Below are 23,109 nucleotides of genomic sequence, written 5' to 3' on the forward strand. Positions count from 1 at the left end.
CCGAATATCGACTCCGCCTCCCCTCCGTTCCGTTCCGGACAAACTCCCTGTGCGCCCGCGACGAGCGCCCTCCCCGCGCCCCCGCGCACAAGTGCGCATGTCCGCCGTCCGCGGGCAGGGGCGGGGACCGGCCGGAGAGGCTTCGTGGGGGCCCGGGAACGGCGGGGCGGGGGCCGGTCGGGGCCCCCGGCGGACCTGCGCGTGGCGCAAAGCGAGCGGCCGCGCCGGGGTTTCGGGATCGCGTCCGACAGGCGGGTCCTTGTTGTCCTTGCGCTGGTGCACACTTGCTGCCTGGTACAGCGCTCACGGGGAAGGCGGTCGGCCATGCTGACGGGGATCGAGGAGGTCGACTGGGCCTCGTTGGGGCATGCGTACGGCCCCGCGGACGACGTTCCGGAGCTGTTGCGGGGACTCGCCTCCGACGACCCCGCGGAGCGGGAGAACGCCCTCGACGGCATGTACGGCGCGGTGCACCACCAGGGCGACGTGTACGACTCGACGCTCGCCTGCATCCCCTTCCTCCTCGAACTCGTCGCCGACCCCACGGTCCAGGACCGGGGCGGCATCGTCGAGTTACTCACCAGCATCGGCGGCATCGACCTGTGCGGCGACGAGGAGCTGGACGAACTCGACCCGGACGACGCCGACTTCATACCGGCGGCGAACTACGCGATGGCCGCCGCCGCGGTCGCGGCCGGCGCCGACGTGTTCGTCGACCTGGTCGGCGACCCCGACCCCGAGGTCCGGCTCGCCGCGCCCTGCGCGCTGGCCTCGCTGCACTACGAGCCGGCGCGGGTGCTCGACCTGCTGCGCGAGCGGCTGACCGTCGAGCGGGACACCGAGGTGCGGCTCGCCCTGGTCGCCGCCGTGGGCCGGATCGCGCTGCGGCACGAGTCGCTGCGGCCCCAGACGGTGGACTGGCTGGACTGGCTGTCCCGCGCGGCCCAGGCGCCGGGGCTCCGGCTCGCGGCGCTCGCCCAGCTCGCCCGGTGCGCGCCGGCGGAGATCCCGATGGACGTGGTGGAACGGGTGACCGTGCTGCTCGACGAGGTCCGCACCACGCCGCGCGACCGGCCCGTCGAGACGCCCAGGGCGGCCACCCCGACGCTGATCGGACAGGTGCGCGAGCTGCTGGAGGAGCACTCGGCCGGCCGCCCCAACCCCTGGACGGAGGAACTGCTCCGTACGCTGCACGCCGCCCTCGACGACCGGGTCGACGACCGCATCGCGCTCGTCCTGGCCCAGCTGCGCAGCCCGGACTGGGGCCAGCGCTCGGACGCCATCTGGCTGTGTGGCGGCCTGATACGGGTGTGGCGCGGGCGGTACGAGGAGGTCGTACGGCTCGTCGGGGCGCAGCTGAGCGACCCGGAGCCACGACTTCGGGAGGCGGCCACGTCCTTCCTGGAGCGGCTCTTCGAGCTGGCCGGGCCGGCCGCGGACGCGCTCGCCGTGCGCCTGGCGACGTCGCCCACCGGGCCGCTCGGGCTTGCGGGTCCGGGCGCGCCGGCCGGCCGTGGCGGGGCGCTGCTCGCGCTCGCGCGCACGGGTGACGCGCGGGCGATCCCGCTGCTGGCGCGGGCGCTGGAGGAGGAGCGGGAGGTCCGGCGGGAGCTGCTGTACGCGGTGGACGCGCTGGGCCCGGCCGCCATGCCGCTCGCGCCGTTGCTGCGGCGCAGGCTCGCCGAGGTGGAGCTCGACGACCTGCTGTACGACCGGGCGGCTCCGCTGCTCTTCGCGCTGGCGGCGGTCCGGGGCGCCCAGGCGCTGCCGGAGGTGCTGCGGGTGCTGCGCGGGGCGCCGTCGAACCGGCAGGACTGGGTGCGGGAGGCCTGTCTGCGGACGCTCGCGGCGTTCGGGCCGGTGGCCCGGGTGGCGCTGCCGGACGTGCGCCGGCTGCTCGACTCGGACTCGGCGGCGGTCTCCTCGATGGCGGCGCGGGCGGTCTGGTCGCTGGACGGTTCGCTCGCGGAGGCCCTCGGCACCCTTCAGCGGTGGCTGCGGCCCGGGGCGACGGGCGTCGAGTGGTGCGCGGCGGCGCAGGCGCTCGGGGCGATCGGCCCGGCGGCGGAGGAGGCGGCCCCGGCGCTGCGGGCGGGCCTGGGGGCGCGGGACCTGTGGGTGCGGGTGCGGTCGGCGGCGGCGCTGTGGCGGGTCGCCGGGGAGGCGGAGCCGGTCCTCCCGGTGCTGCTCGCGGCCTGGGAGGAGAACCGGCACGCCCGGGTGGCGGTGGCGGAGTGCCTGGCGGAGATGGGTCCGGCGGCGGCTGCCGCGGAACCCGCGATCCGCGCGGAGCTGGCCCGCACCCGCCGCCACAACGCCCGCGAGGACGGCGCCGGCTCGCACGACGTCCACGACGACGAGAAGCTCCTCACCCTGTGCCGTGCGGCGCTGTCGCAGATGGAGCGGCAGGGGCTGTGACGGGGGTGGGCGAACCGACGTCGTAGCGGCACGGGAGACGCGGGCGGACCGCCGGCGCAGCGCCTACGCGGAGGCGCGGGTGGCGGGTCCGCCGGCGCGATGCCTACGCGGAGACGGACCGGCGTCCCAGCGCCTACACGGAGGCGCGGGCGGCGTCCCAGCGCCTACGCAGAGACGGTCCGGCGTCCCAGCGCCTACACGGAGACGGGCCGGCGTCCCAGCGCCTACACGGAGACGGGCCGGCGTCCCAGCGCGTACGGGGAGGGGCTGCCGGCCTTCCCCGTAGCCCCTCCCCCGCCGCCGCCCCCCAGCGGCTTCGCGTACTCACGGCGAGCGTGACACCGGGCGAGCGCGGGGCGGCGGTCAGGGTCGCGCGCTACGACACCGAGCGGGGCCCGGCACTGCTCCGGAACGTGGCGAAGATGAAGGTGGGGGACCTGATCGAGGTGGACCGGACGGACGGGACGACGGCCCGGTTCACGGTGCGCGAGATACAACAAATAGACAAAAAGGACTTCCCTACGAATAAGGTCTATGGGGAAACCGACCGTCCCGGGCTCCGCCTCATCACCCGTGGCGACCCCGTCCGGGACGGTCACCGCACCGACGACATCATCGTCTTCGCCGACCTGGCGAAGCGGTAGACGGCCCGAAGGACCCAGCGGGCTCGATAGGAGGAGCGTGGGAGCGCGCTTCGTACAGCTCACCGCCGCCGCGGCCGTGCCGGTCGCGGTGCTCGGCGTGCTCGCCCTCGTCCTGACCGGCTGCGGCGGCCAGGGCGGCCTGCAGAGCGCCGGCCGCACCCCCGACGCCGTCGGCCCGGTCCGGCTCTGGCCCGACCTGCCGCCCGCCACCAATCCGCCGATCGACTACGGCGAGACCGACACCGAGCGGGTCGCCGGCATCGAGGTCCCGGACAACGACGTGCACCGCGTCGACCCGATCGCGGTGGTCCGGTCCGAGGTCCGCGCCCACGCCGACGCGCGCTCCGGCGCGGACGGGCTCTACGAGCAGACCGTACGGGCCATCGAGGCGTGCGACACGGACCGCGCGCACTGCCCCGTCCTCGCCCCGTACTACCGGGACCTCACCGGCAACGGGCGCGACGAGCTGATCGTCGGCATCCGGATGCCCGACCAGCAGCTCGGCGTCCGGGTCTATCTCGCCGAGTACGAGGGCCTGACCCGGATCATGTCGACCGTCGACCAGGTGATCAGCGTCGAACTGGCCGGCCGGGACCTGATCACCCGGGTGAGCTCGGCCGGGATCCCCGGCTACGAGTACCGGACCGCCTGGTCCTGGGACGAGCAGCAGCGCTCGATGCTGCCCGCCCGGGACGAGATCGTCCGCGTCAAGCCGCCCGGCACGGGCGCCACGCTCGTACCGGCCCCCGCCTTCGTCAGCCCCACGCCCACCCCGACCCCCTCCGGCGGTGGGACCCCGGCCCCGGCCCCCGCGCCCGTGGCCCCGGAGGGCGGCCGGTGAGGCGGCCGCGCCTGCCGGCGTGGACCGCCACCCTCACCTGGAAGGCCGCGGTCTTCATCACCGTCATGTGCTGCGCCCTGGCCGCGCTGCTCGGCGTGCTCGTGCACGTCTCCGTGGCCGGCCAGACGGTGAAGGACTCCCGCGACAAGGCGCTGACCCGGCTCGGCGAGGTCGGCCGGCTGTACGAGTCGGGCGAGCCGCTGCCCCGGTTCGCCGGCGTGGACCCGCCCGGACTGCCGGATTCGCTGCGGGCGCTCGCGCTGCGCGGCGAGAGCGGCACGATGGTGACCGAGTACGAGGGGCGCCCGACGATGTGGGCGGCCGGACCGGCGGACGGCCGTGCGCTGGCGGTCAAGGTCGACTACACGCAGAGCGCCGACACCATCGAGGGGCTCGACCGCTCGATCCTCGGCTCCTCCGTCCTGGCCATCGGCGCGACCCTGCTCGTGGGCGCCTTCGCCGTCACCCGGATCACCCGGCGGCTGCACGCCACCGCGCAGGTGGCCCGGCGGATCAGCGCCGGCGACCTGGACGCGCGCGTCAACGACCCCCGCACGAAGGACCCTTCGCGACCGCAGGACGAGGTGGCGACGGTCTCCGGGGCGCTCGACACGATGGCCTCCTCGCTGCAGCGCAAACTCCAGACCGAGCAGAGGTTCACGGCGGACGTGGCGCACGAACTGCGCACCCCGCTGACCGGTCTGTCCGCAGCGGCCGAACTGCTGCCCGAGGGGCGGCCGGCCGAGCTCGTACGGGACCGGGTCCGGGCGATGCGCGGGCTCACCGAGGACCTCTTGGAGATCTCCCGGCTCGACGCCGGCACCGAGCGGGTCGACCTGGCCGTGCACGACCTGGGGCCGCTCGCCGAACGGGTGGTGCGCGCCTCCGCCGCGGTCTCCGGCACGGTCACCGAGACCCGGGTGGTGCGCGACGCGGCGGTCGAGACCGACCAGCGGCGCCTGGAGCGGGTGCTCGGCAACCTGGTCGCCAACGCGCACAAGCACGGGGCCGCGCCGGTGGTCCTGACGGTGGACGGGCCGGTGGTGACGGTGCGGGACCACGGCGGCGGGTATCCCGACTACCTGCTGGACGCGGGACCGCAGCGGTTCCGCACGGAGAGCGGCGGCAAGGGCCACGGGCTGGGCCTGACGATCGCGATGGGCCAGGCCGAGGTGATCGGCGCGGAGCTGGTCCTCGCCAACGCACCGGCGGAGGAGGGCGGCGGGGCGGTGGCGCGCCTGACGCTCCCGGAGTACGTACGGCTGACCGACCCGGACGGGGACGCGGACGGGGACGCGGACGCGGACGCGGACGCCGAGGACCTGGGCGCGACCTGACGGCCTCACAAACCTCCCAGCCTGACGTCCTGACGGCCTGATCACCCGACGGCGCACCGTCACACAAAAGGGACATAAGGCTTACTGCTTGCTACGTTGCGGACCATGACCGCACCGCGCCCCGACGCCCAGGACGCACCCCCGCCCGGGGTCCGCGTCCCGAAGCGGCGCGGTGTGGAGCTGTCGTTGCTGGTCGGGGCGGTGCTCATCGCCGTGTACGGCTACGCCGAGGTCGGCCTCGCCCGCAGCGGCGCCGTGCCGCCGGACGCCGCCCGCTACGGCGCCGGGCTCGGGCTGCTCGCGCTGCTCGCGCACCTCGCGGTGCGGCTGCGCGCCCCCTTCGCCGACCCGCTCCTGCTGCCGATCGCCGTCCTGCTCAACGGACTCGGCCTGGTCCTCATCTACCGGCTCGACCTGGAGACGCCCGGCGACCGGGCGGCCCCCACGCAGCTGGTCTGGTCGACCCTCGGCGTCGGCCTCTTCATCGTGGTCGTGGTGCTGCTGCGCGACCACCGGATGCTCCAGCGGTACGCGTACCTGTCGGTGGCGGCCGCGCTCGGGCTGATGACGCTGCCGATCTTCTTCCCCGCCGTGAACGGCGCCAAGATCTGGATCCGGATCGGCGGACTCTCGTTCCAGCCGGGCGAGTTCGCCAAGATCCTGCTGGCCGTCTTCTTCGCCGCGTACCTCGCCGCCAACCGCAACGCGCTCGCGTACACCGGCCGCAAGGTGTGGAAGCTGCAGTTCCCGACGGGCCGGGTCCTGGGCCCGATCGTGGCGATCTGGCTGCTGAGCGTCGGCGTGCTGGTGCTGGAGCGTGACCTCGGCACCTCGCTGCTCTTCTTCGGCCTCTTCGTGATCATGCTGTACGTGGCGACCGGGCGCACCGGCTGGATCGCGGTCGGCCTGCTGCTCGCCGCGGCGGGCGCCTTCCTCGTCGGCAGCCTCGAACCGCACGTGCACAGCCGGGTCCAGGACTGGCTCGACCCCTTCGCCTCGATCCGGGCCGGCGACGGCCCCGGTCAGCTCGCCCAGTCCCTCTTCGCCTTCGCCGCCGGCGGCATGCTCGGCGCTGGCCTGGGTCTCGGGCACTCGATCCTCATCGGCTTCGCCGCCAAGTCGGACTTCATCCTCGCCACGGCCGGCGAGGAGCTGGGCCTGGTCGGCCTGACCGCCCTGTTCCTGCTCTACGCCCTGCTCGTCGCGCGCGGCTACCGGGCCGGGCTGGCCCTGCTCGACCCCTTCGGGCGGCTGCTCGCGATCGGCCTCGCGTCGATCCTCGCGCTCCAGGTCTTCGTCATCGCGGGCGGGGTGATGGGCCTGATCCCGCTGACGGGGATGGCGATGCCGTTCCTCGCCCAGGGCGGTTCGTCGGTCGTCACGAACTGGGTGATCGTGGCGCTGCTCGTGCGCGTCTCCGACTCGGCCCGGGCGCCGCGCCCGGACATGGCGGACGCGGGCTTCATCGCGCCGATCACGGAGGACGTGCGGTGAGGGGCTCCATGAGGGAGGTCATGTGATCCGCTACATCCGCCGCGCGGCCGCGCTCTGTCTGGTGCTGCTGGCCGCGCTGCTCGTCAACGCGGCCCGGGTCATGGTCTTCGAGGCCGACGCGTACGACGACAACCCGGCCAACCGCCGGATCGCCATCACCCGCTGGGGCCAGCCGCGCGGAGAGATCCTCGTGGACGGCCGTGCGGTCACCGGCTCCCGGGACAGCGGCCAGCAACTGCGCTGGGAACGCACGTACACCCAGGGCCCGTTGTACGCGCCGGTGACCGGTTACGCCTCCCAGACGTACGGCACGACGCTCCTGGAGAACGCCGAGGACGACCTGCTGGCGGGCACCGACCCGATGCTGGCACCGCTCCCCCTCTGGAACGACCTGAGCCGCGGCCGGCAGCCGGGCGGGGACGTCGTCACCACGATCCGGGCCCGGATGCAGGAGGCGGCCTTCCGCGGCCTGGACGGCAAGCGGGGCGCGGTCGCGGCGATCGAGCCGTCGAGCGGCCGGATCCTCGCGCTGGTGTCGTCCCCGTCCTACGACCCGGGGGTGCTGTCGGGCACGGGCCGCGAGGTGAAGGCCGCCTGGCACCGTCTCAACACCTCCCCGAACCAGCCGATGCTGGCCCGCGCGATCCGGCAGACGTACCCGCCGGGCTCCACCTTCAAGATCGTGACCGCGGCGGCCGCCCTGGACGCGGGCGTGGTGACGGACGTCGACGCCCCGACCGACACCCCGGACCCGTTCGTGCTGCCCGGCACCCGCCAGGTCCTCCCCAACGAGGCCACCGGCTGCGCGAACGCCTCGCTCGCGTACGCGATCCAGTGGTCGTGCAACACGGTGATGGCCGGGCTGGGGGTGAAGGTGGGCCTGGACGACATGGTGGACAAGGTCCAGGACTTCGGCTTCAACGACACGGGTCTGCGGATCCCGTCCTGGGTGGCGAAGTCGAACTTCGACACCGCCATGAGCGACGACCAGCTGGCCCTGTCGTCGATCGGCCAGTTCGACACGGCGGCCACCCCGCTCCAGATGGCCCTGGTCGCCGCGGCCGTGGCCAACAACGGCGAGATCGCCCAGCCCCACCTCGTCGAACGCACCACGACCTCGGGCGGCACCACCGTCGACACGACCGGCCGTCGCAGTTACCGCCAGGCCATGAACCCCTCGACCGCGACCCGCCTGCAGGACCTGATGATCCGCGCGGTCGAGGACGGCACCGGCACCAACGCCGCCATCCCCGGCGCCCGCGTCGGCGGCAAGACGGGCACCGCCCAACACGGCCTGGGCAACACGGGCACCCCCTACGCCTGGTTCATCGCCTGGGCCCAGGCCAAGGACTCGGCCCAGCCGGCCGTGGCGGTGGCGGTGGTCGTCGAGGACGCGGAGGCGAACCGGACGGACATCAGCGGCGGCGGGAACGCGGCGCCGATCGCGCGGGCGGTGATGGAGGAGGGGTTGCGGTGGGAGGCGGAGGCACGGGGGCAGCGCTAGAACGAAAAGGGCCGTCGTCACCACAGCGGTGGTGACGACGGCCCCTGCTCATCCGCCGGTGGCATCAAGCCATCGCCGGGCGGCCTCTTTTTCCTGCCGCGACATTCTTCGCTGGCTCGCCACCCATTCCGCGTGTTGCCGAAGATCCGCGAGATCAGCGAATCCGGCCGCCAGGGTGGTGATGATCGCTGACTCGTGAGACGCGCAGAAAGCGACGACATCGCCGGTCACCGACAGCGCGGTGAACTCCGGTTCGCCGAAACCGAGGCCGAGTTCGGCGGCGGAGCCCGCCCCCATCAGATCCCAGGTGTCGGCCAGCCGGACGCGTGCCCACCACAGGTCGCGACGTTGCTCATCGAGGGGGACCGTGAGCAGGAATTCTCCGCTGTCGTCGAAGAGACCTCCTGCTCGGGACAGCTCGAACCAACTGTCGTTCGCCTTGGTGAGGTAATCCGGAGCATCACGACCGACGGTCGCAATCTGACATTTTCCAAGACGTTGCTGATATCCCGTGGCCATGTTGGCGAGTGACGGCGGGATAAGAGGGAGCTCCAGATCCATCAGTCCCAGGAAGACCAGTCCGGCGGGGGCGAGTCGCCCAGCGTGGTCCAATTGCTTCAACCTTTCCGGAAGATCCTTGGGGAAGTCCACGGAACGTGGACGAAGCAGTGCGCGACACCCCTTGAGGGGTGCCGCGCACTGCTTTCTTTCTAATCTACTACCTGCCGCAGAGGTACTACCTGCCCCAGAGGCCGCTGTAGATGCGCGGCGATCCGTAGTTGTGAACGCCGCCCCTCGTCAGCGGGAACCAGGCGATCTGTCCGGTCGTCGGATGGACCATGATCCTGATCTGGCTACCGGGCTGCCGGTTCCAGTAGATCAACGCTCCGCCCGTCGGGCCGGTCCCGATCCACGAGGCCCACTGGGCCCGCTGCCGGGGATTGAGATCGCGTCCGGTGAAGTGGTCGAGTCCGTCAGGAGCGGTCCCGTGCCGCGCCGGCATGTTGGGGTTCGCCCGGAAGTCAGCCACCAGCTGGTGTGTCTCCTCGGGAACCGAGAAGAACTCACCGAGATCGTTCATGTCGGTGGAGCGACGGCCGATTTCCTCGTCCGCGTAGTGCTCCGGCGCCCAGTTCTCGATCCCGTCATCGCCCGCGTTGCTGGCGTTGCCACCGTTGCCGGAGTTTCCACCCGCCGGGCAGGTGTCGTTGTGAACCAGGAGCGAGGTCGCCCCCGCCAGCGCGTAGTACGTGTGGATGTCGCTGACGGTGAGGTTGTGAACGGTCGCCGCCGGGGCGGACCATCGCTTGACGGACGTGATCTGCACGTACGTGCCGGCGCTGGTCTGGAGCCACTGGCCCGACTTCAGGTCGGTGGCCTTGATCCAGTCCCGCAGCTCGGGGACCCAGACGGGGTGGCCGTCGGTAGCCGTGATCAGGGCCGTCTTGCCGCCGGCCTTGCCGTCGGTGTCGATGGTGACCGTGACCAGGTGCTTGAGGCCCTGGCCCTTGATCTCGGCGGTGACCGTCTCGACGCGGGTCTCGCCGGTCTTCGGGTCGGTCGCGAGAACCTTGTCGCCGGTCCTGACATTCTCGATCGGCTTGGTGGAGCCGTCGGCCATCAGCACCTTCGTGCCGGGCACGAAGCTGTTGCAGCCGGCCTTGCCGGAGCCACCGCCTCCGCTGGAGCCACCGTTGTGCCGGGAGGATCCGCCGGAGGAACCACCGGGCTTGCCGCCGCCGCCCTTACCGCCTCCGCCGCCCTTGGGCTGGGAGGAGGACTTGGGTGCGGCCTTGGCCTGCGACTGCTTGTGGGCCGGGTTACCGGTCTTCCGCTTCGCGGCGGCCGCCGCGTCGGCCTTTCGCTTGGCAGCCTCGGCTGCCTTCTTCTTGGCCCTTTGAGCTGCCTCTCTCTTGGCCTTCTCGATAGCGGCCTTCTTGGCTCTCAAGGCTGCCGCTTCGGCTGCCTTGGCGGCCTTGAGAACCGCCTCGGCTGCCTTCTTGGCTGCCTTGAACGCCTTGACGGCTTCGATGGTGCGGTTGACCGCCTTGATGACCGACGGGATCTTGCCGAGCTTCGTCCACGGGATCGCGTCGATGATGATGCTGGCGCAGGACCACATGTCACCGCCGAAGCAGGCCATGGCGTCGTTGATGCCGATGAAGTCCTTCAGCGTCTCCCAAGCGATGGCCAGGATGACGGAGGTGAGGGACTTGCCCTGCATCGCCTGCGCCTGCGCGACCTGCGCCGCGGACAGACCCGCGCCCGCGAGGGCCGCGGCCCGCTCGGAAGCGGTCAGGGTGATTGCCAGACCTGACGGGTCGTCGAACGTCACCGGGTTGTTGTGGGCGTAGACGTACCCGTTGGCCTGCTGCGGGTCGTTCAGGTCCATCATCGGGTCGGCGGACAGGAATCGTCCGACCACCGGGTCGTACAGACGGGCGCCCAGCGGCTGGAAGCCTGAGGTGTCGTCCCGGACCTGGCCCAGGAAGCCGGTGTGGCTCTGCTGGTTGACACCGACGGTGCTCGCACCGCGCTGGTTGCCGAACGGGTCCTGCTTGCGGATCCGCACCGCCATCGTGCCGCTCATTGCGACCTCGGCGTACGTCGAACCCTGGTGGTCAGCGGTCAGTGCGACCAGCGCGTCCGAACCGGTGCCGTTGGCATAGCGCATGACCTGACCACCGGGAGTGGTGTAGGTGCGCTGGGTGTTGACGAGGACGCCGCCCTGCTGGACGGTGACCTCGGCCTCGCCAAGGTGCAGCGTGGCCTGCTTGCCCTTGATGGTCAGCAGTCGATCGCCGCTGGGGCCGTAGATGTGACGGGTGTCGTTCTGCGGCGCCCACAGCTGCGCGGCGGAGGTGCCGTCACAGGTGGCCAGGACGATCGGCGTGGAGTTCGCCGAGTTCGCGGCCTGGACCGCCAGGCACAGACCCGACGCGATGTGCGTCAGCTGACCGGCCGTGTTGCGCTTCAGCTCCTGCGCGGCGGTGCCGTTGCACTTCTGGATCTGGACCGCCGAGCCGGCCGTGTTGCCCGCCGGCTGGACGCACCAGTCGTCGTAGACCGTCAGGGTGCCCCGGTTGGGGTCGGTCTGCGTCCCGCCCACAAGGGCCGGGGTCGGGGTGAACTTCCAGCTCTGCGCCGGTGACGTGTTGCAGGCGTACAGCTGGATCGCCTGCGCGGCAGCCGCGAGGCCGCCCTTGAGGTCGAGGCACTTGTCGGCGAGGCCCACGTACGGGGTCTTGCCGCCGGTGCCCGAACCGGTGATCCGGTCGACCTTGCCGTCGTACGTCCAGGACAGCGTCTGCTTGTCGCCGTTCTGGATCGAGGTGACCTGCTTGGTCTCACCGGTCAGCTCGTAGAGACGCTCAGCCTCGGCCTTGACCTGCGCACCCGCGGGGGTGGTGTAGGTCTTGGAGACCTTGGTGAGGGTGTGCGGCTGGGCGCCGCCCGTCTTGCCATAGGCGTAGTCGGTCGTGGCGTCCTTGGCCGTGTTGCCCGACAGGTCCTTCTCGACGAGCTTCTTCCGGTTGCCCAGCAGGTCGTACTCGTACTGCTGCCAGTAACCGGAGTTGTCCGTGCCGGCGGCGACGTTCAGGGTGCCGTCGGCGTTCTTCGGGGTGGTGCAGGCGGTCTGGTCCTTGGAGGTCCAGGCCTCCTTCAGCTGACCCAGCGGGTCATACGTGAAGCACTGCCGCTCCTCGATCCCGGTTGCCGCCTCACGGATGCCCGTGACGTTGCCGGAGGGGTCGTAGGTGTAGGAGCGGTTGGAGACCAGGTTGCCGGAGACGACCGAGGGGTCGGCCTTCTCACGGTAGACCTGCTGGTTCTGCAGCTCACCGGTCGACTCGTCGTACGAGTTCTGAGCCCACACGCGGTACGGCAGCGCACCCAGTGTGGAGCGCATGACCTGGCCGTACGGAGAGTAGACCGTCTCCGAGCCGTACCAGTCCTTGCCGGAGATGGAGACCGGCTTGCCGTCCTTGTTGTAACGGACGACCAGCTTCTCCGGGTCGAACTTGCCGACCTTCGGAAGAGTCGCCTCGTCCAGCATGCCGTTGTCGGAGTAGGTGTAGCCGTACGTGTAGTCCTTCTGCAGACCCCAGGTGCTGACGATGGAGTCGGGCAGGGTCAGCGTCGTCGAGGTCGGCTGGTACTCCTTGGTGTAGCCGTTGACCTTCTGGACGTAGGCCAGGCCGTCGGTGTAGCGGGTGGCGGTGGAGGGCATGCCCTTGCCGCCGGGAGCCGAGTCGTAGGAGAAGTCGGCCAGGACCTTGCCGTTGGCGTCCGTCTCACGCTGCTGCTTGGGGCGGGACAGCTCGTCATAGCTGTTCCACACGGTGCCGCGGGCGTTCGTGACGGTCACCGGTCGGTCACGGTGGTCGTACTTGGTCACCGTGGTGCCGGTGTCGGGATCGGTCGCGGTGTCCACCCGGCCGCGCTTGTCGTACGTCCACGTCCACGGGTGTGTCGGGTCAGCCGACGCGGTCGCCTTGGCCAGCTGGCCGCGCGTGTCGTACTCGTAGCGCGTCGAGGTGAAGCCGCCGGGCGCATCCGGGTTGAAGGAGTCCGTACGAACGGTGCGACCGATCGCGTCGGTGTAGACGCGGTAGGACGAGGTGCCCTGCGGCTGGATGACCTTCGACCAGTCCGAGCCGTACTCGTAGCGAACGGCCTTCTCCGGTACCTCCTGCGAGATGGCCTCGGTCGTGCCCGGGAGCTTGACCTTGAGGACCGGCATCTCCTCCAGCACGCGGCCGAGACCGTCGTACTTGTACCGGGTGATGTTCGGGACCGTGGTGTCGGCGAGCGGCGTGAACAGCTCACCGCTCGGGTCGGCCTCGTTCAGGTAGGCGTTGTTGGTCTGGTAGACCTCACCGCCGTTGTTGTACAGCGTGTCCGTGATCAGACGGCCGCCGCCGTCCGCCTCCTCCTGCGACTGTCGCTCGCGGCCCAGACCGTCGTAGATGGTGACGGACTTCTCGACCCGGTTCTCGTAACCACGCGCGTATGTCGTGACGTACGGAGGCTTGCGGATCTTGCCGCCGTTGGGGTCGTTCGGGTCCGGCACCTCCTCCGGTATCACGTACTCGGCACGGAAGTCCGCCACACCCGACCCCGGCGCGCGGCCCGGGGACCACGCCTCGACCAGACGGCCCAGCGGGTCGTAGATCGCCTCACTGACATAGCCGTTGGCGTCGGTCGTCTTCAGCGTGACTGCGCGGCCCGGCTCCAGCTCCTTGACCTGGGTGTGGCCCAGCGCGTTGGACTCGGTGACCTTGAACACCTGACCCGTGGGCGGGTCGAAGGTGATCGTCGCTTCCTTGAGGTCCGGGTCGATCATCTTGGTGACACGGCCGACGGCGTCGAAGACGGTGGTGCCGCTGCTCTGGAAGCCGGTGCCCGTGCCGTTCAGCGACCACGACTCGGTCGCCAGACCGCGGGTCGTGGAGCCGAGCGCGGCGCCGTACGCGGTGCCGTCGTACGCCGTCCGGTTGCCGCCGCTCAGTGTGGTGAGGTCGGCCCAGTTGGCGTTCGCGCAGGTGGTCGGCGAGGCGAGAACCTGCTTCGACAGACCGATCAGGTTCTTGTCCGTGTTGTGCAGGTACTCGAGCTTGGTGCAGGACTCGTCGCCGGTCTTGCCGGTGTCGCCGACGGACTCGACGAGGGTCGGCAGACCGTACGTCGACTCGTACGTCGTGTTGGTCTTGACCGTCCGCAGCGTGCGCGTGTCGTCACCCGTGCCCGAGGACTTCGTGTACGCGATCTCCTCCGGCTCCGTCACCCGCCACGCCTTCAGCGGGGTCAGGCCGTCGCCGCGGTCGCGGCTGGCCAGCTCGGTGGCCTCCGGGATGGTGGTGCTGCGGGTCAGCCAGTTGGTGTCCGCGTCCGTCGCGTTGCTGTAGGACAGCTCCTCGGCGATGCGGCCGGCGAAGGCGTCGCGGTCGTAGACCGTCGTGCCGTCCGAGGCCTTGATGACGTTGCCGTGGATGTCCTTCACGGGGACGGTGTCGCCCATGCCCCGGAAGAAGCGGGTGACGGCCTTGGTCTTCGGGCCCTCGGCGCCGGGGGTCTCCTCGGCGGGAGTGGTGCCCTCGCCGCTGTCGGCCGCGGCCTTCTTCTCACCGGTGATGACCGAGGTCTGCTCGAAGCCGGCGAACTGCGAGTAGGTCCGGGTGGACTTCTTCGAGAACTCGGCCTCGGCCAGCTTCCAGCCGGCGTTCTTGTAGTCGTACGAGGTCAGCGTCGAGAACGAGCCGTCGACGTTCGGCAGCTCCTCGATCGAGTCGACCACGTACTTGTTGAACCAGTCGATGTCCTCGATCTCGGCGTCCGGGTGCCAGAACGACGGGTAGCACAGGCGCGTGTTTGCCTTCAGTGCCGCAGTGTCGGTCTTGCTCGGGAAGCCGGTGCCGGCGAGGCAGTCGCCCTCGCGCTTCTTGTACGTGACGACCGTCTCGCCGCCGTACTCGTTGACGACACGGGAGACGCGCAGTCGCGAGAAGCCGGGCCGCGGGTCGGTCGCGCCGCTGCCGCCGCGGTAGACGCGGTTGGGCATGTCGTCCTCGTTCGACACGAACCGCACCGGGTTCAGCTTCACCGAGGCGTCGGTGGAGCCCTCACGGGCGTAGCCGGTGCGCTGGATCGACTCCAGCCACAGCGCCGTGTTCGCGCCGGTCTTCAGGACCGGGAAGCTCTGCTTGAGCTGGTACTCGTCGACGACCTGGCGCGCGGAGGTGGTGGTGAGACGCTGCGCGGAGGTGGTGATCTTGTCGAGGCGCTTGCGGGTCCAGAACGTCGGACCGGCGTTCCAGCACTTGCGGGTGTAGGTCGAGGTGACCTGCTTGCAGTTCAGGTCGGCCGGGGTGTCGTACCAGATGCGGTACTTGCCCGGGTCCTTGTCCGTGAAGTAGTCGGTCGTGTCCTGAGCGTCCGTGCAGGTCAGGCCCGCCTCGGGGAAGCAGCGCTCGGCGACGGTGAAGCCGATGCGCGCCGGGGCGGTCGCGGAGAAGATCGAGTCCTTGCGCTGACCGTAGTAGATGTGGGTCAGGTAGCTGCCGCGGTGGTACTTGACCGGGCCCTTGAAGTAGAAGTTCTTCGCGTAGTAGTTCTCCTCGCGCTGCCACCACAGGGACATGGCGTTGCCGTGGATGTCCTCGACGTAGTCGAGGTTCCACTGCCAGGCCTGGTTGCAGGAGGAGTTCTTCCAGTCCGTGGTGGTCGGGCCCGCGTAGCAGGGCTCGCCCGGGTGGTTGCCGTAGACCGGCACGCCCAGGACGGAGTTGGTGTACGGGTCGTCGGCGGAGGTGCCGTTGTCCGACCAGCCGGGAAGCTTGTTCAGACCGAAGTGGTACTTCGTGCCGTCCTTGGTGGTGACGACCCAGTACTCGCCGTCCGCGTCCTTCATGCCCGAGCGCGGGTCCTTGGACGTGTCCTTGATCCGCTCGATCTTCGAGCCGTCACCGTTGGCGGTGAACCACTTGCCCTTGGCCTCGTCCCACACGAGCTCGGTGGTCATGCCGCCCAGCGAGAGGGTGGCGTTCTCCGAGCCCCAGCACAGGTCCGCGGTCTTGTGGTCCTTGTTGTTCGCCCCGGCCTTCTTGGAGTCCTGGCGGCAGTTGACGTACGTCCGGCTGATCGAGCCCGGGTTGTAGTCCCAGCCGTCACCGATCCACGAGGCCTGGTTGTTCGTCGACGACGTGCGGCCGTCGACCGACTGCGAGTTGTACGACAGGTTGACCTTCGGCATCAGGCCGCCGGCGGTCTCCGGCGTCTGCACCTGGTACGAATAGGTGAACGCACCGTTCGACGAACCCGCCGCCCAGGAGCCGGAGGACAGCAGCGGCGAGGCGGTGAAGTCACCGGACGCCGAGGAGCCGGTGTCCATGGCGCCCACGACCTGACGGCCCGAGGCGTCCACGACCTGGCGGCCGTCCGTCGAGAGGGAGGCCTTGCGCACCGACGCGCCCGAGACCTTCGACGAGGCGTCCGCGTCCGGCAGCAGGTTCGCGACCGGAACCGTGCCGGAGAGGATCTGACGCGTCGTGGAGCTCTTGGTCCTGCCCGACGTCGCCTTCAGCTTGGACTTCGCCGCCGGCACCACCTTGACGGTGCTGCGCAGCCGCTCGGCCTCGGCGTCCGGCTCGTTCCCGCCCGCCATGGTCTCGACGCCCGTGTCCGGCGCACAGTCACCGGTCTCCGGGGAGTCCAGGACACAGCTCGGGAGCAGCATCAGACCGAAGCGCTCGGCGGCCAGCTGACCGTAGCGGTCCTTGAAGCCGGTCGTGTCGACGTCCAGCAGCACCTGCGCGGCCGGATCGGCGGTCGCCGGAGGCACGATCTCCATGACCATGCCCGGCACGCCCGAGTCCTCGGACGTCGTCGTCGGCTTGACGGCGACCTGCCAGTCGCCGGCGATCGACGCCGGATCCTGACCTGCCGGCACACCCACACCGACCGGCAGCAGGGCCGAAGTCGTCGAGTTGACGACCTGGACCGTCGTGCCCGGCGCCGCCGTCGACGGGTCCGCCTTGCCGGCGTCCGCCGCCCAGGGATCCACGGCCACCGGCGCGTACGGCGTGATCGGCTGCTCCGGCGCCGTGGTCAGCGCCTTCGGAGCCTCGGGGTTGTCGGCCAGCGTGGTGCTCTCCGGGATGTCGGGGAGATCGACCTGGGAGGTCGTCTCCTCACGGGACATCCCGTCGCCGGGGACGGCCAGGGCCTGCGAGCCCAAGCTCGTCACCGTCAATATCGATGACAACAAAAGGACGGTCGCCGTGCGGCTTCGCCGACGGCGCCGTCGTTGTGACTCTGTCATGGTGAGGCGATCCCGCCCTACCCATGACAGTGGACCTGAAGCACGCATACGCGTCGACTCCCACCCAGACGAACAGGACAACTGAGGTGCGGAAACACCAAAGAGCACGCGCCTGGATCAGTCGCGTGCGTGCGCACTCTCTGCCATGTCCGCCCCACATTCAAGATCGAGGATCACGACCGCAACCATGTGAAGGTGAGATTCGCCACGGTGCAGTTGCAAACAGAGCACCGCACTGTCGATCTTTGCGAAAGATGGGGCACCAGGGGCATCCAGCCTCTAACGGTCCGCCAAAGCGCCCAAATACGCGCTTCCTGACGGGGTGTCCCTTCTTTCCGAAGCCCATATAACGTCTTTATAAAAGCTTTAGAAATGGACGTCGTGTGGCGGCCGTGTGATCGTGTGCGCGCCTGCGCCCCGTGGTCTTTGCCACGGGGCTGTCTGTGCTGTCCGAAATCCTCTGGTTCACACGGGAGTAGACCGCGTGCCCGCGCCGCCTCGTTTTCTCAGCCCATTCGTGCGCACGCGCACGCGGCTGAGCCTCACTCTCGGCCTCGTTCTGGCCGCACTCACCGCCGCGCTCCTGCCCTGGTGGCAGCCCAGCGCGCCCCCGACCCACACCTCCGCCACCGACGCCCAGCAGGCGTCGACCGGTCCGCGCGACGAGGCCGCCGCGGCGGCCGAGGCCAAGCGGACGGGCAAGAAGGTGCTCGTCGACACGGCGACCACCCAGACCCAGCTCATCTGGGCGCTGCCCAACGGCAAGATGCGCACCCAGATCGACGCCCTGCCGCAGCGCGCGAAGGACGCCGAAGGCCACTGGGCGAAGATCGACACGACGCTGCGCCGGACGAAGAACGCCGGCTCGCTGGGCATCCGCCCGGTGAACGCCCCCGTTCCGATCCGCTTCGCCAGCGGTACGAAGGCCGAGCGCGCCGACCGTTCCTACAGCCGACTGCCGCTGGCCGGGGGCGTGGAGAACGGGACCCTGCTCGCCGAGGTCGACCTGGGCGGCCACACCGTCGCCTACACCTGGCCGGGCGCGCTGCCCGAGCCGGTGCTGAACGGCCCGCAGGCCCTCTACCCCGAGGTCTTCCCAGGCGTCGACCTGCTGCTCGTGGCGCGCGAGGAGGGCGGTTTCGGCCAGCTCCTGATCGTGAAGAACCGCGAGGCCGCGCAGAACAAGGACCTCGCGACCGTCTCGTACGGCGTGAGCTCGAAGACGGCCGTCTTCCGCCAGGACGCCAAGGCCAACCTGATCCGGGTGCTGGACAAGGCGGGCCAGGAGATCGGCTCCATCCCGACCCCGTTCGCCTGGGACTCCTCCGGCCGCGACTCCGACGCGCCGGACGTGGCGCCGCGTACGGCCGTCGCCACGCCGGCCGACGTGCTCAAGCTGTCGGGTCTGACCGGCATCGAGCCGGGCGCGAAGTCCGCCCAGCTGCCGGTGGCGCTCGACGGTGACAACACCGGCGACGTCCGCATCGGCCTGAAGGTCGCCGAGACCGGCCTGCTGACGCACAAGGACACCAAATACCCGGTCTTCATCGACCCGCCGCTCAACGCCGGCTGGCTCGCCTGGACCGTCGCGTACAAGAAGTACCCGAGCTCCAGCTTCTGGAACGGCACGAACTTCTCCTCCGGCACCTCCGACGCCCGTGTCGGCTACGAGAGCGACACCGGCGGTCTGGCCCGTTCCTTCTGGCGGATGAACTTCTCCTCCAGCTACAAGGGTGCGAAGTTCGACTGGGCCACCTTCAAGGTGAAGAACAACCACTCGTGGTCCTGCACCGACCGTCAGATGGAGTTCTGGCTGACCGGCGCGATCTCGTCGGGCACGACGTGGAACTCGCAGCCGAGCTGGTCGCGCGTCCTGCACAAGAAGTCCTTCGCGCACGGCTGGTCGAGCTCCTGCCCCGACGAGTACGAGTCGTTCACCGTGACCTCCGCCGCCCAGGAGGGCGCGGACAAGGGCTGGTCGAACGTCACCTTCGGCATGCGCGCCACCAGTGAGACCGACACGCAGACGTGGCGCAAGTTCGCCGCCACCGGCGCGACCTTCACGGGCGAGTACAACACTCCCCCGAACCAGCCCACCAGCGGCACCTCTTCGCCGGGTGGCGCGTGCGTGACGGGAAGTTCGGGCACCGGCGTGCTGATCGGGCGCACCACCATCACCCTGAAGGCCAAGGGCTCCGACCCCGACAAGACCATCCCCAAGCTGCGGTTCCGCTTCTGGAAGGACGGCTCGTCGACCAAGACCGAGTACCTCGCCACGGCGGACTCGACCGGCTACGGCAAGATGATCATCGATGCCACCAACCCGCTGCTGTCGACGATCGAGACCAACACCACGTATCTGTGGGACGTGCGCTCCGAGGACTCCTCCGGTGAGGTCTCCACGTTCTTCCCGGACGGCTCCTACCCCTGCCGCCTGACCGTCGACCCGACGGCCCCGCCGCAGCCGGACATCACCAGCGCGGTGTTCAAGGAGGCCACCAACGACGGCGCGACCTGGGCGACGGTCAAGTTCGGCCAGCCCGGTGACTTCACCTTCACCGCCTCCGGTGCGACGAGGTTCTCGTACGCCTTCGAGGGCCAGGGCTACAAGGACACGCCGCCCCCGGTCAACGGCAAGATCACCATGACCGACGTCACCCCGCCGCACGCCGGTCCGGTCCAGATCAACGTCTACGCCTACGACGTCAACGGCAACAGGAGCATCCGCGGCGACTACACCTTCTACCTGCCGCCGCGCGACACCGCCGACGGTCCGATGGACACCGGCGGCGACAACATCGCCGACCTGCTCGTCCTCTACGCGGACGGCAGGCTGAAGAACTGTGTCGGCGCCCCCGCCGACCCGACCGCCGTCGGCACCGGCGGTGAGCTCTACAACTGCCTGGCCGCGTCCTACGTCACCGCCGGCAAGAAGGTCGACCCGGCGAACCACTGGATCAACACCGCGGGCACCCCGTCGCTGATCGCGCACTACAACGACGTCTACCCGGGCGACGGGTCGACCGACATGTTCGCGGTCACCCCGGACAAGCAGTTCTGGCTCTACCCGGGCGACGGCTACGGCACCTTCAACGTCGACGAGCGGATCAAGATCCGGCTGCCGTCCAACGCCCCGGCTCCGTCCACCTGGACGCAGATGAAGGCGATCGGCGACATCACCGGCGACAAGCTGCCCGACCTCGCCCTGCGCGCGGGCACCGGCTTCTGGATCCTGTCCGGCTACACCGGCGCCACCTTCCAGACCGCCACGCTCATGGAGGGCACCGCCTGGGCCACCCCCCGCGAGATCGTCAACATCGCGGACATGAACAAGGACAACACGCCCGACCTGCTGTGGCGCAACGTGGACAACGGCAACATGTACGTCCGCCACGGCAAGCCCGGCGCGGTCGCCGGCAGCGTCGACCTGGAGTCGATCAAGCTCGCGGCCAACTCGGTCAACGGCGACGTCGTCTTCGGCACCAACTGGACCGGGACCAACGTCACGGCCGTGATCGGTATCCCCGATGTCAACAAGGACGGTGTCCCCGACATCTGGGCCCGCTTCGGCGCCGACGGCACCATGAAGCTGTACAACCCGTCCACCACCAACACCAACGCACCGGTGAAGACGGTCCTGTCCACGGACTGGAGCACCGTCAAGGCGTTCGGCTGATCCCGGCCGCCCGCTGACGCACACCGAGCCCCGGCCGCCTGCCTCGCAGCAGGCGGCCGGGGCTCACCCCTTTTCCCGGGACTGACGAGGCCCCTTTGCCCAGGACCTGCGAGGCCTCTTTCCCCAGGACCTACGAGGCCTCGCCGTCCGCGACGGCCTGCGCCACCTCCGCGACGCGCGCCGCCTCCTCGGCCGCGAACCGCTCCCGATCCAGGGCCTCGGCGATCTCCTCGTCCTGGGTCATCAGGAGGTCGAGGTTGGAGTCGCCGAGGTCGAAGACGCCCATGTCGAGATAGGCCTTCTGGAGGCGTTCGCCCCACAGGCCGATGTCCTTCACGCAGGGCACGATCCGGCTGAACAGCAGCTTGCGGAACAGGTGCAGGAACTCGCTCTGCTCGCTGAGGGCCTCGGCCTCCTGCTTCGGGATGCCGAAGTTCTCCAGGACCTCGACCCCGCGCAGCCGGTCGCGCATCAGGTAGCAGCCCTCGATGACGAACTCCTCGCGCTCGCGCAGTTCGGCGTCGGTGAGCTGCTTGTAGTAGTCGCGCAGCGCCATCCGGCCGAAGGCGACGTGCCGGGCCTCGTCCTGCATGACGTACGCCAGGATCTGCTTGGGCAGGGGCTTGTCGGTGGTGTCGCGGATCATGCCGAAGGCGGCGAGCGCGAGGCCCTCGATGAGCACCTGCATGCCGAGGTAGGGCATGTCCCAGCGGGAGTCGCGCAGGGTGTCGTCGAGCAGGCTCTGGAGGTTGTCGTTGATCGGGTAGAGCATCCCGATCTTCTCGTGCAGGAAACGGCCGTAGATCTCGGCGTGCCGGGCCTCGTCCATGGTCTGGGTGGCGGAGTAGAACTTGGCGTCCATGTCGGGGACGGACTCGACGATGCGGGCGGCGCAGACCATGGCGCCCTGTTCGCCGTGCAGGAACTGGCTGAACTGCCAGGAGGTGTAGTGCCGGCGCAGCTCGCCCTTGTCCTCGTCGGTGAGCTTGGCCCAGTGGCGGGTGCCGTACAGGGACAGGGCCTCGTCGGGCGTGCCGAGGGGGTCGTACGGGTCGACCTCCAGGTCCCAGTCGATCCGGGTGGCGCCGTCCCACTGCTTGTCCTTGCCCTTCTGGTAGAGGGCGAGGAGACGGTCGCGTCCGACGGCGTTCACGTCGTATTCCCAGGTGAACCGGGCGTTCCCGCTCGCCGGCACCTGCCAGACGGGCTCCTTCGGGGCCTGGGCGTAGAGGTCGTGCGTCGACACTGACGGCTCCTTCCTACGGTTCCCAGCAGGCTCACACGTTGGTAGACGCAGGGTCAACAAGTCGTGCGCGAGGGATTGACGCCGTTACTGACGGGGAGTCTTATAAAGCTGGAAGAGCCGACAACCGGCCGCCGCCCACCCCTCGACCCGCCGACGACCCGCGCGAGGTGCCTTCCGCCATGGCCAGTCTCACCGAGCCCGACTTCGTCCTCCTCCGGGACGCCCTCGGCCCGCTGCGCGACCGCGAGCAGGTCGCCCGCCGCCTCCTGGAGTCCTCCCTCAAGCACTCCTTCGACCCCGAGACCGAACTCGACTGGGACGCCCCCTTCGAGGACGGCAAGTGGTTCTGGCCCCCGGAGCTGGTCTCGCTCTACGACACCCCGCTGTGGCGGCGGATGTCCGAGGAGCAGCGGATCGACCTCTCCCGCCACGAGGCCGCCTCCCTCGCCTCGCTCGGCATCTGGTTCGAGATCATCCTCATGCAGCTGCTCGTCCGGCACATCTACGACAAGGCGCTGACCAGCGACCACGTCCGCTACGCCCTCACCGAGATCGCCGACGAGTGCCGGCACTCGATGATGTTCGCCAAGCTGATCAAGCGCGGCGGCGCCCCGGAATACCCGGTGCCGCGGATCTACCACAACCTCGGCCGGGTCCTGAAGACCGTCTCGACCACTCCCGGCTCCTTCGCGGCGACGCTTCTCGGTGAGGAGATCCTCGACTGGATGCAGCGGCTGACCTTCCCGGACGAGCGCGTCCAGCCGCTCGTCCGGGGCGTGACCCGCATCCACGTCGTGGAGGAGGCCCGTCACGTGCGCTACGCACGGGAGGAGCTGCGCCGCCAGATGGTCACCGCGCCGCGCTGGGAACAGGAGTTCACCCGGCTGAGCTGCGGCGAGGCGGCCCGGGTCTTCTCCACCTGCTTCGTCAACCCGGCCGTCTACGACAACGTCGGCCTGGACCGCCGGGAGGCCGTCGCCCAGGTCAGGGCGAGCGGCCACCGGCGCGAGGTGATGCAGTCCGGGGCGAAGCGGCTCACCGACTTCCTGGACGACATCGGCGTGCTGCGGGGCGCCGGCCGCAGGCTCTGGAAGTCGTCCGGATTGCTGGCCTGAGGGACCGGCGACG

General features: G+C 70.0%; 11 protein-coding genes. 8 read left to right on the plus strand and 3 right to left on the minus strand.

The features are described 5' to 3' along the window. The first annotated feature begins 324 nt into the window (after window positions 1-324). From AB0M16_RS03650 to AB0M16_RS03675, 6 genes are all read left to right on the plus strand, one after another. A complete protein-coding gene (locus AB0M16_RS03650) occupies window positions 325-2,418 on the plus strand; it encodes a PBS lyase (protein WP_365338313.1) in 2,094 nt (697 codons plus the stop codon). A 335-nt stretch (window positions 2,419-2,753) separates the two neighbouring features. Further along, on the plus strand, window positions 2,754-3,062 hold the full coding sequence (locus AB0M16_RS03655; RefSeq protein WP_365338316.1) for a sortase: 309 nt from the start codon (window positions 2,754-2,756) through the stop codon (window positions 3,060-3,062). Window positions 3,063-3,099: 37 nt separating this feature from the next. After that, window positions 3,100-3,903, plus strand: coding sequence for a hypothetical protein (locus tag AB0M16_RS03660; RefSeq protein WP_365338319.1), 804 nt, complete (start codon window positions 3,100-3,102; stop codon window positions 3,901-3,903). Further along, window positions 3,900-5,240 carry a HAMP domain-containing sensor histidine kinase gene (locus tag AB0M16_RS03665; protein WP_365338321.1) on the plus strand — a complete coding sequence of 447 codons (1,341 nt, stop codon included), beginning with the start codon at window positions 3,900-3,902 and terminating at the stop codon, window positions 5,238-5,240. The genes AB0M16_RS03660 and AB0M16_RS03665 overlap by 4 nt, the downstream gene beginning before the upstream one ends. Before the next feature lie 105 nt (window positions 5,241-5,345). Next, window positions 5,346-6,734: an FtsW/RodA/SpoVE family cell cycle protein gene (locus AB0M16_RS03670; RefSeq protein WP_365338323.1), complete on the plus strand. Its 1,389-nt coding sequence runs from the start codon at window positions 5,346-5,348 to the stop codon at window positions 6,732-6,734. A 22-nt stretch (window positions 6,735-6,756) separates the two neighbouring features. After that, window positions 6,757-8,238: a penicillin-binding transpeptidase domain-containing protein gene (locus AB0M16_RS03675; protein WP_365338324.1), complete on the plus strand. Its 1,482-nt coding sequence runs from the start codon at window positions 6,757-6,759 to the stop codon at window positions 8,236-8,238. Window positions 8,239-8,286: 48 nt separating this feature from the next. Here the strand turns inward: AB0M16_RS03675 and AB0M16_RS03680 are convergent, their stop codons facing one another. Both AB0M16_RS03680 and AB0M16_RS03685 read right to left on the minus strand, forming a co-directional pair. Next, window positions 8,287-8,889, minus strand: a complete 603-nt coding sequence (locus tag AB0M16_RS03680) for a hypothetical protein (RefSeq protein WP_365338326.1) — start codon at window positions 8,887-8,889, stop codon at window positions 8,287-8,289. Window positions 8,890-8,974: 85 nt separating this feature from the next. Continuing rightward, window positions 8,975-16,984: a polymorphic toxin-type HINT domain-containing protein gene (locus AB0M16_RS03685; RefSeq protein ID WP_365338328.1), complete on the minus strand. Its 8,010-nt coding sequence runs from the start codon at window positions 16,982-16,984 to the stop codon at window positions 8,975-8,977. A gap of 592 nt (window positions 16,985-17,576) precedes the next feature. Here AB0M16_RS03685 and AB0M16_RS03690 point away from each other — a divergent pair. Next, window positions 17,577-20,735: a DNRLRE domain-containing protein gene (locus tag AB0M16_RS03690; RefSeq protein WP_365338330.1), complete on the plus strand. Its 3,159-nt coding sequence runs from the start codon at window positions 17,577-17,579 to the stop codon at window positions 20,733-20,735. Between the two features lie 130 nt (window positions 20,736-20,865). Here the strand turns inward: AB0M16_RS03690 and AB0M16_RS03695 are convergent, their stop codons facing one another. After that, complete coding sequence (locus tag AB0M16_RS03695) at window positions 20,866-21,981, minus strand: ferritin-like domain-containing protein (protein ID WP_365338332.1); 1,116 nt, start codon at window positions 21,979-21,981, stop codon at window positions 20,866-20,868. A 179-nt stretch (window positions 21,982-22,160) separates the two neighbouring features. Here AB0M16_RS03695 and AB0M16_RS03700 point away from each other — a divergent pair, with 179 nt between their 5' ends. Further along, window positions 22,161-23,096: a diiron oxygenase gene (locus AB0M16_RS03700; protein ID WP_365338334.1), complete on the plus strand. Its 936-nt coding sequence runs from the start codon at window positions 22,161-22,163 to the stop codon at window positions 23,094-23,096. Window positions 23,097-23,109 lie beyond the last annotated feature (13 nt).

The organism is Streptomyces sp. NPDC051921, assembly GCF_040680975.1.
Classification (GTDB): Bacteria; Actinomycetota; Actinomycetes; order Streptomycetales; family Streptomycetaceae; genus Streptomyces.

Excerpts from the sequence above, each read along its gene's own strand:
- AB0M16_RS03650 (WP_365338313.1), top strand. The coding sequence starts at position 325 with ATGCTGACGGGGATCGAGGAGGTCGACTGGGCCTCGTTGGGGCATGCG.
- AB0M16_RS03670 (WP_365338323.1), top strand. The coding sequence starts at position 5,346 with ATGACCGCACCGCGCCCCGACGCCCAGGACGCACCCCCGCCCGGGGTC.
- AB0M16_RS03700 (WP_365338334.1), top strand. The coding sequence starts at position 22,161 with ATGGCCAGTCTCACCGAGCCCGACTTCGTCCTCCTCCGGGACGCCCTC.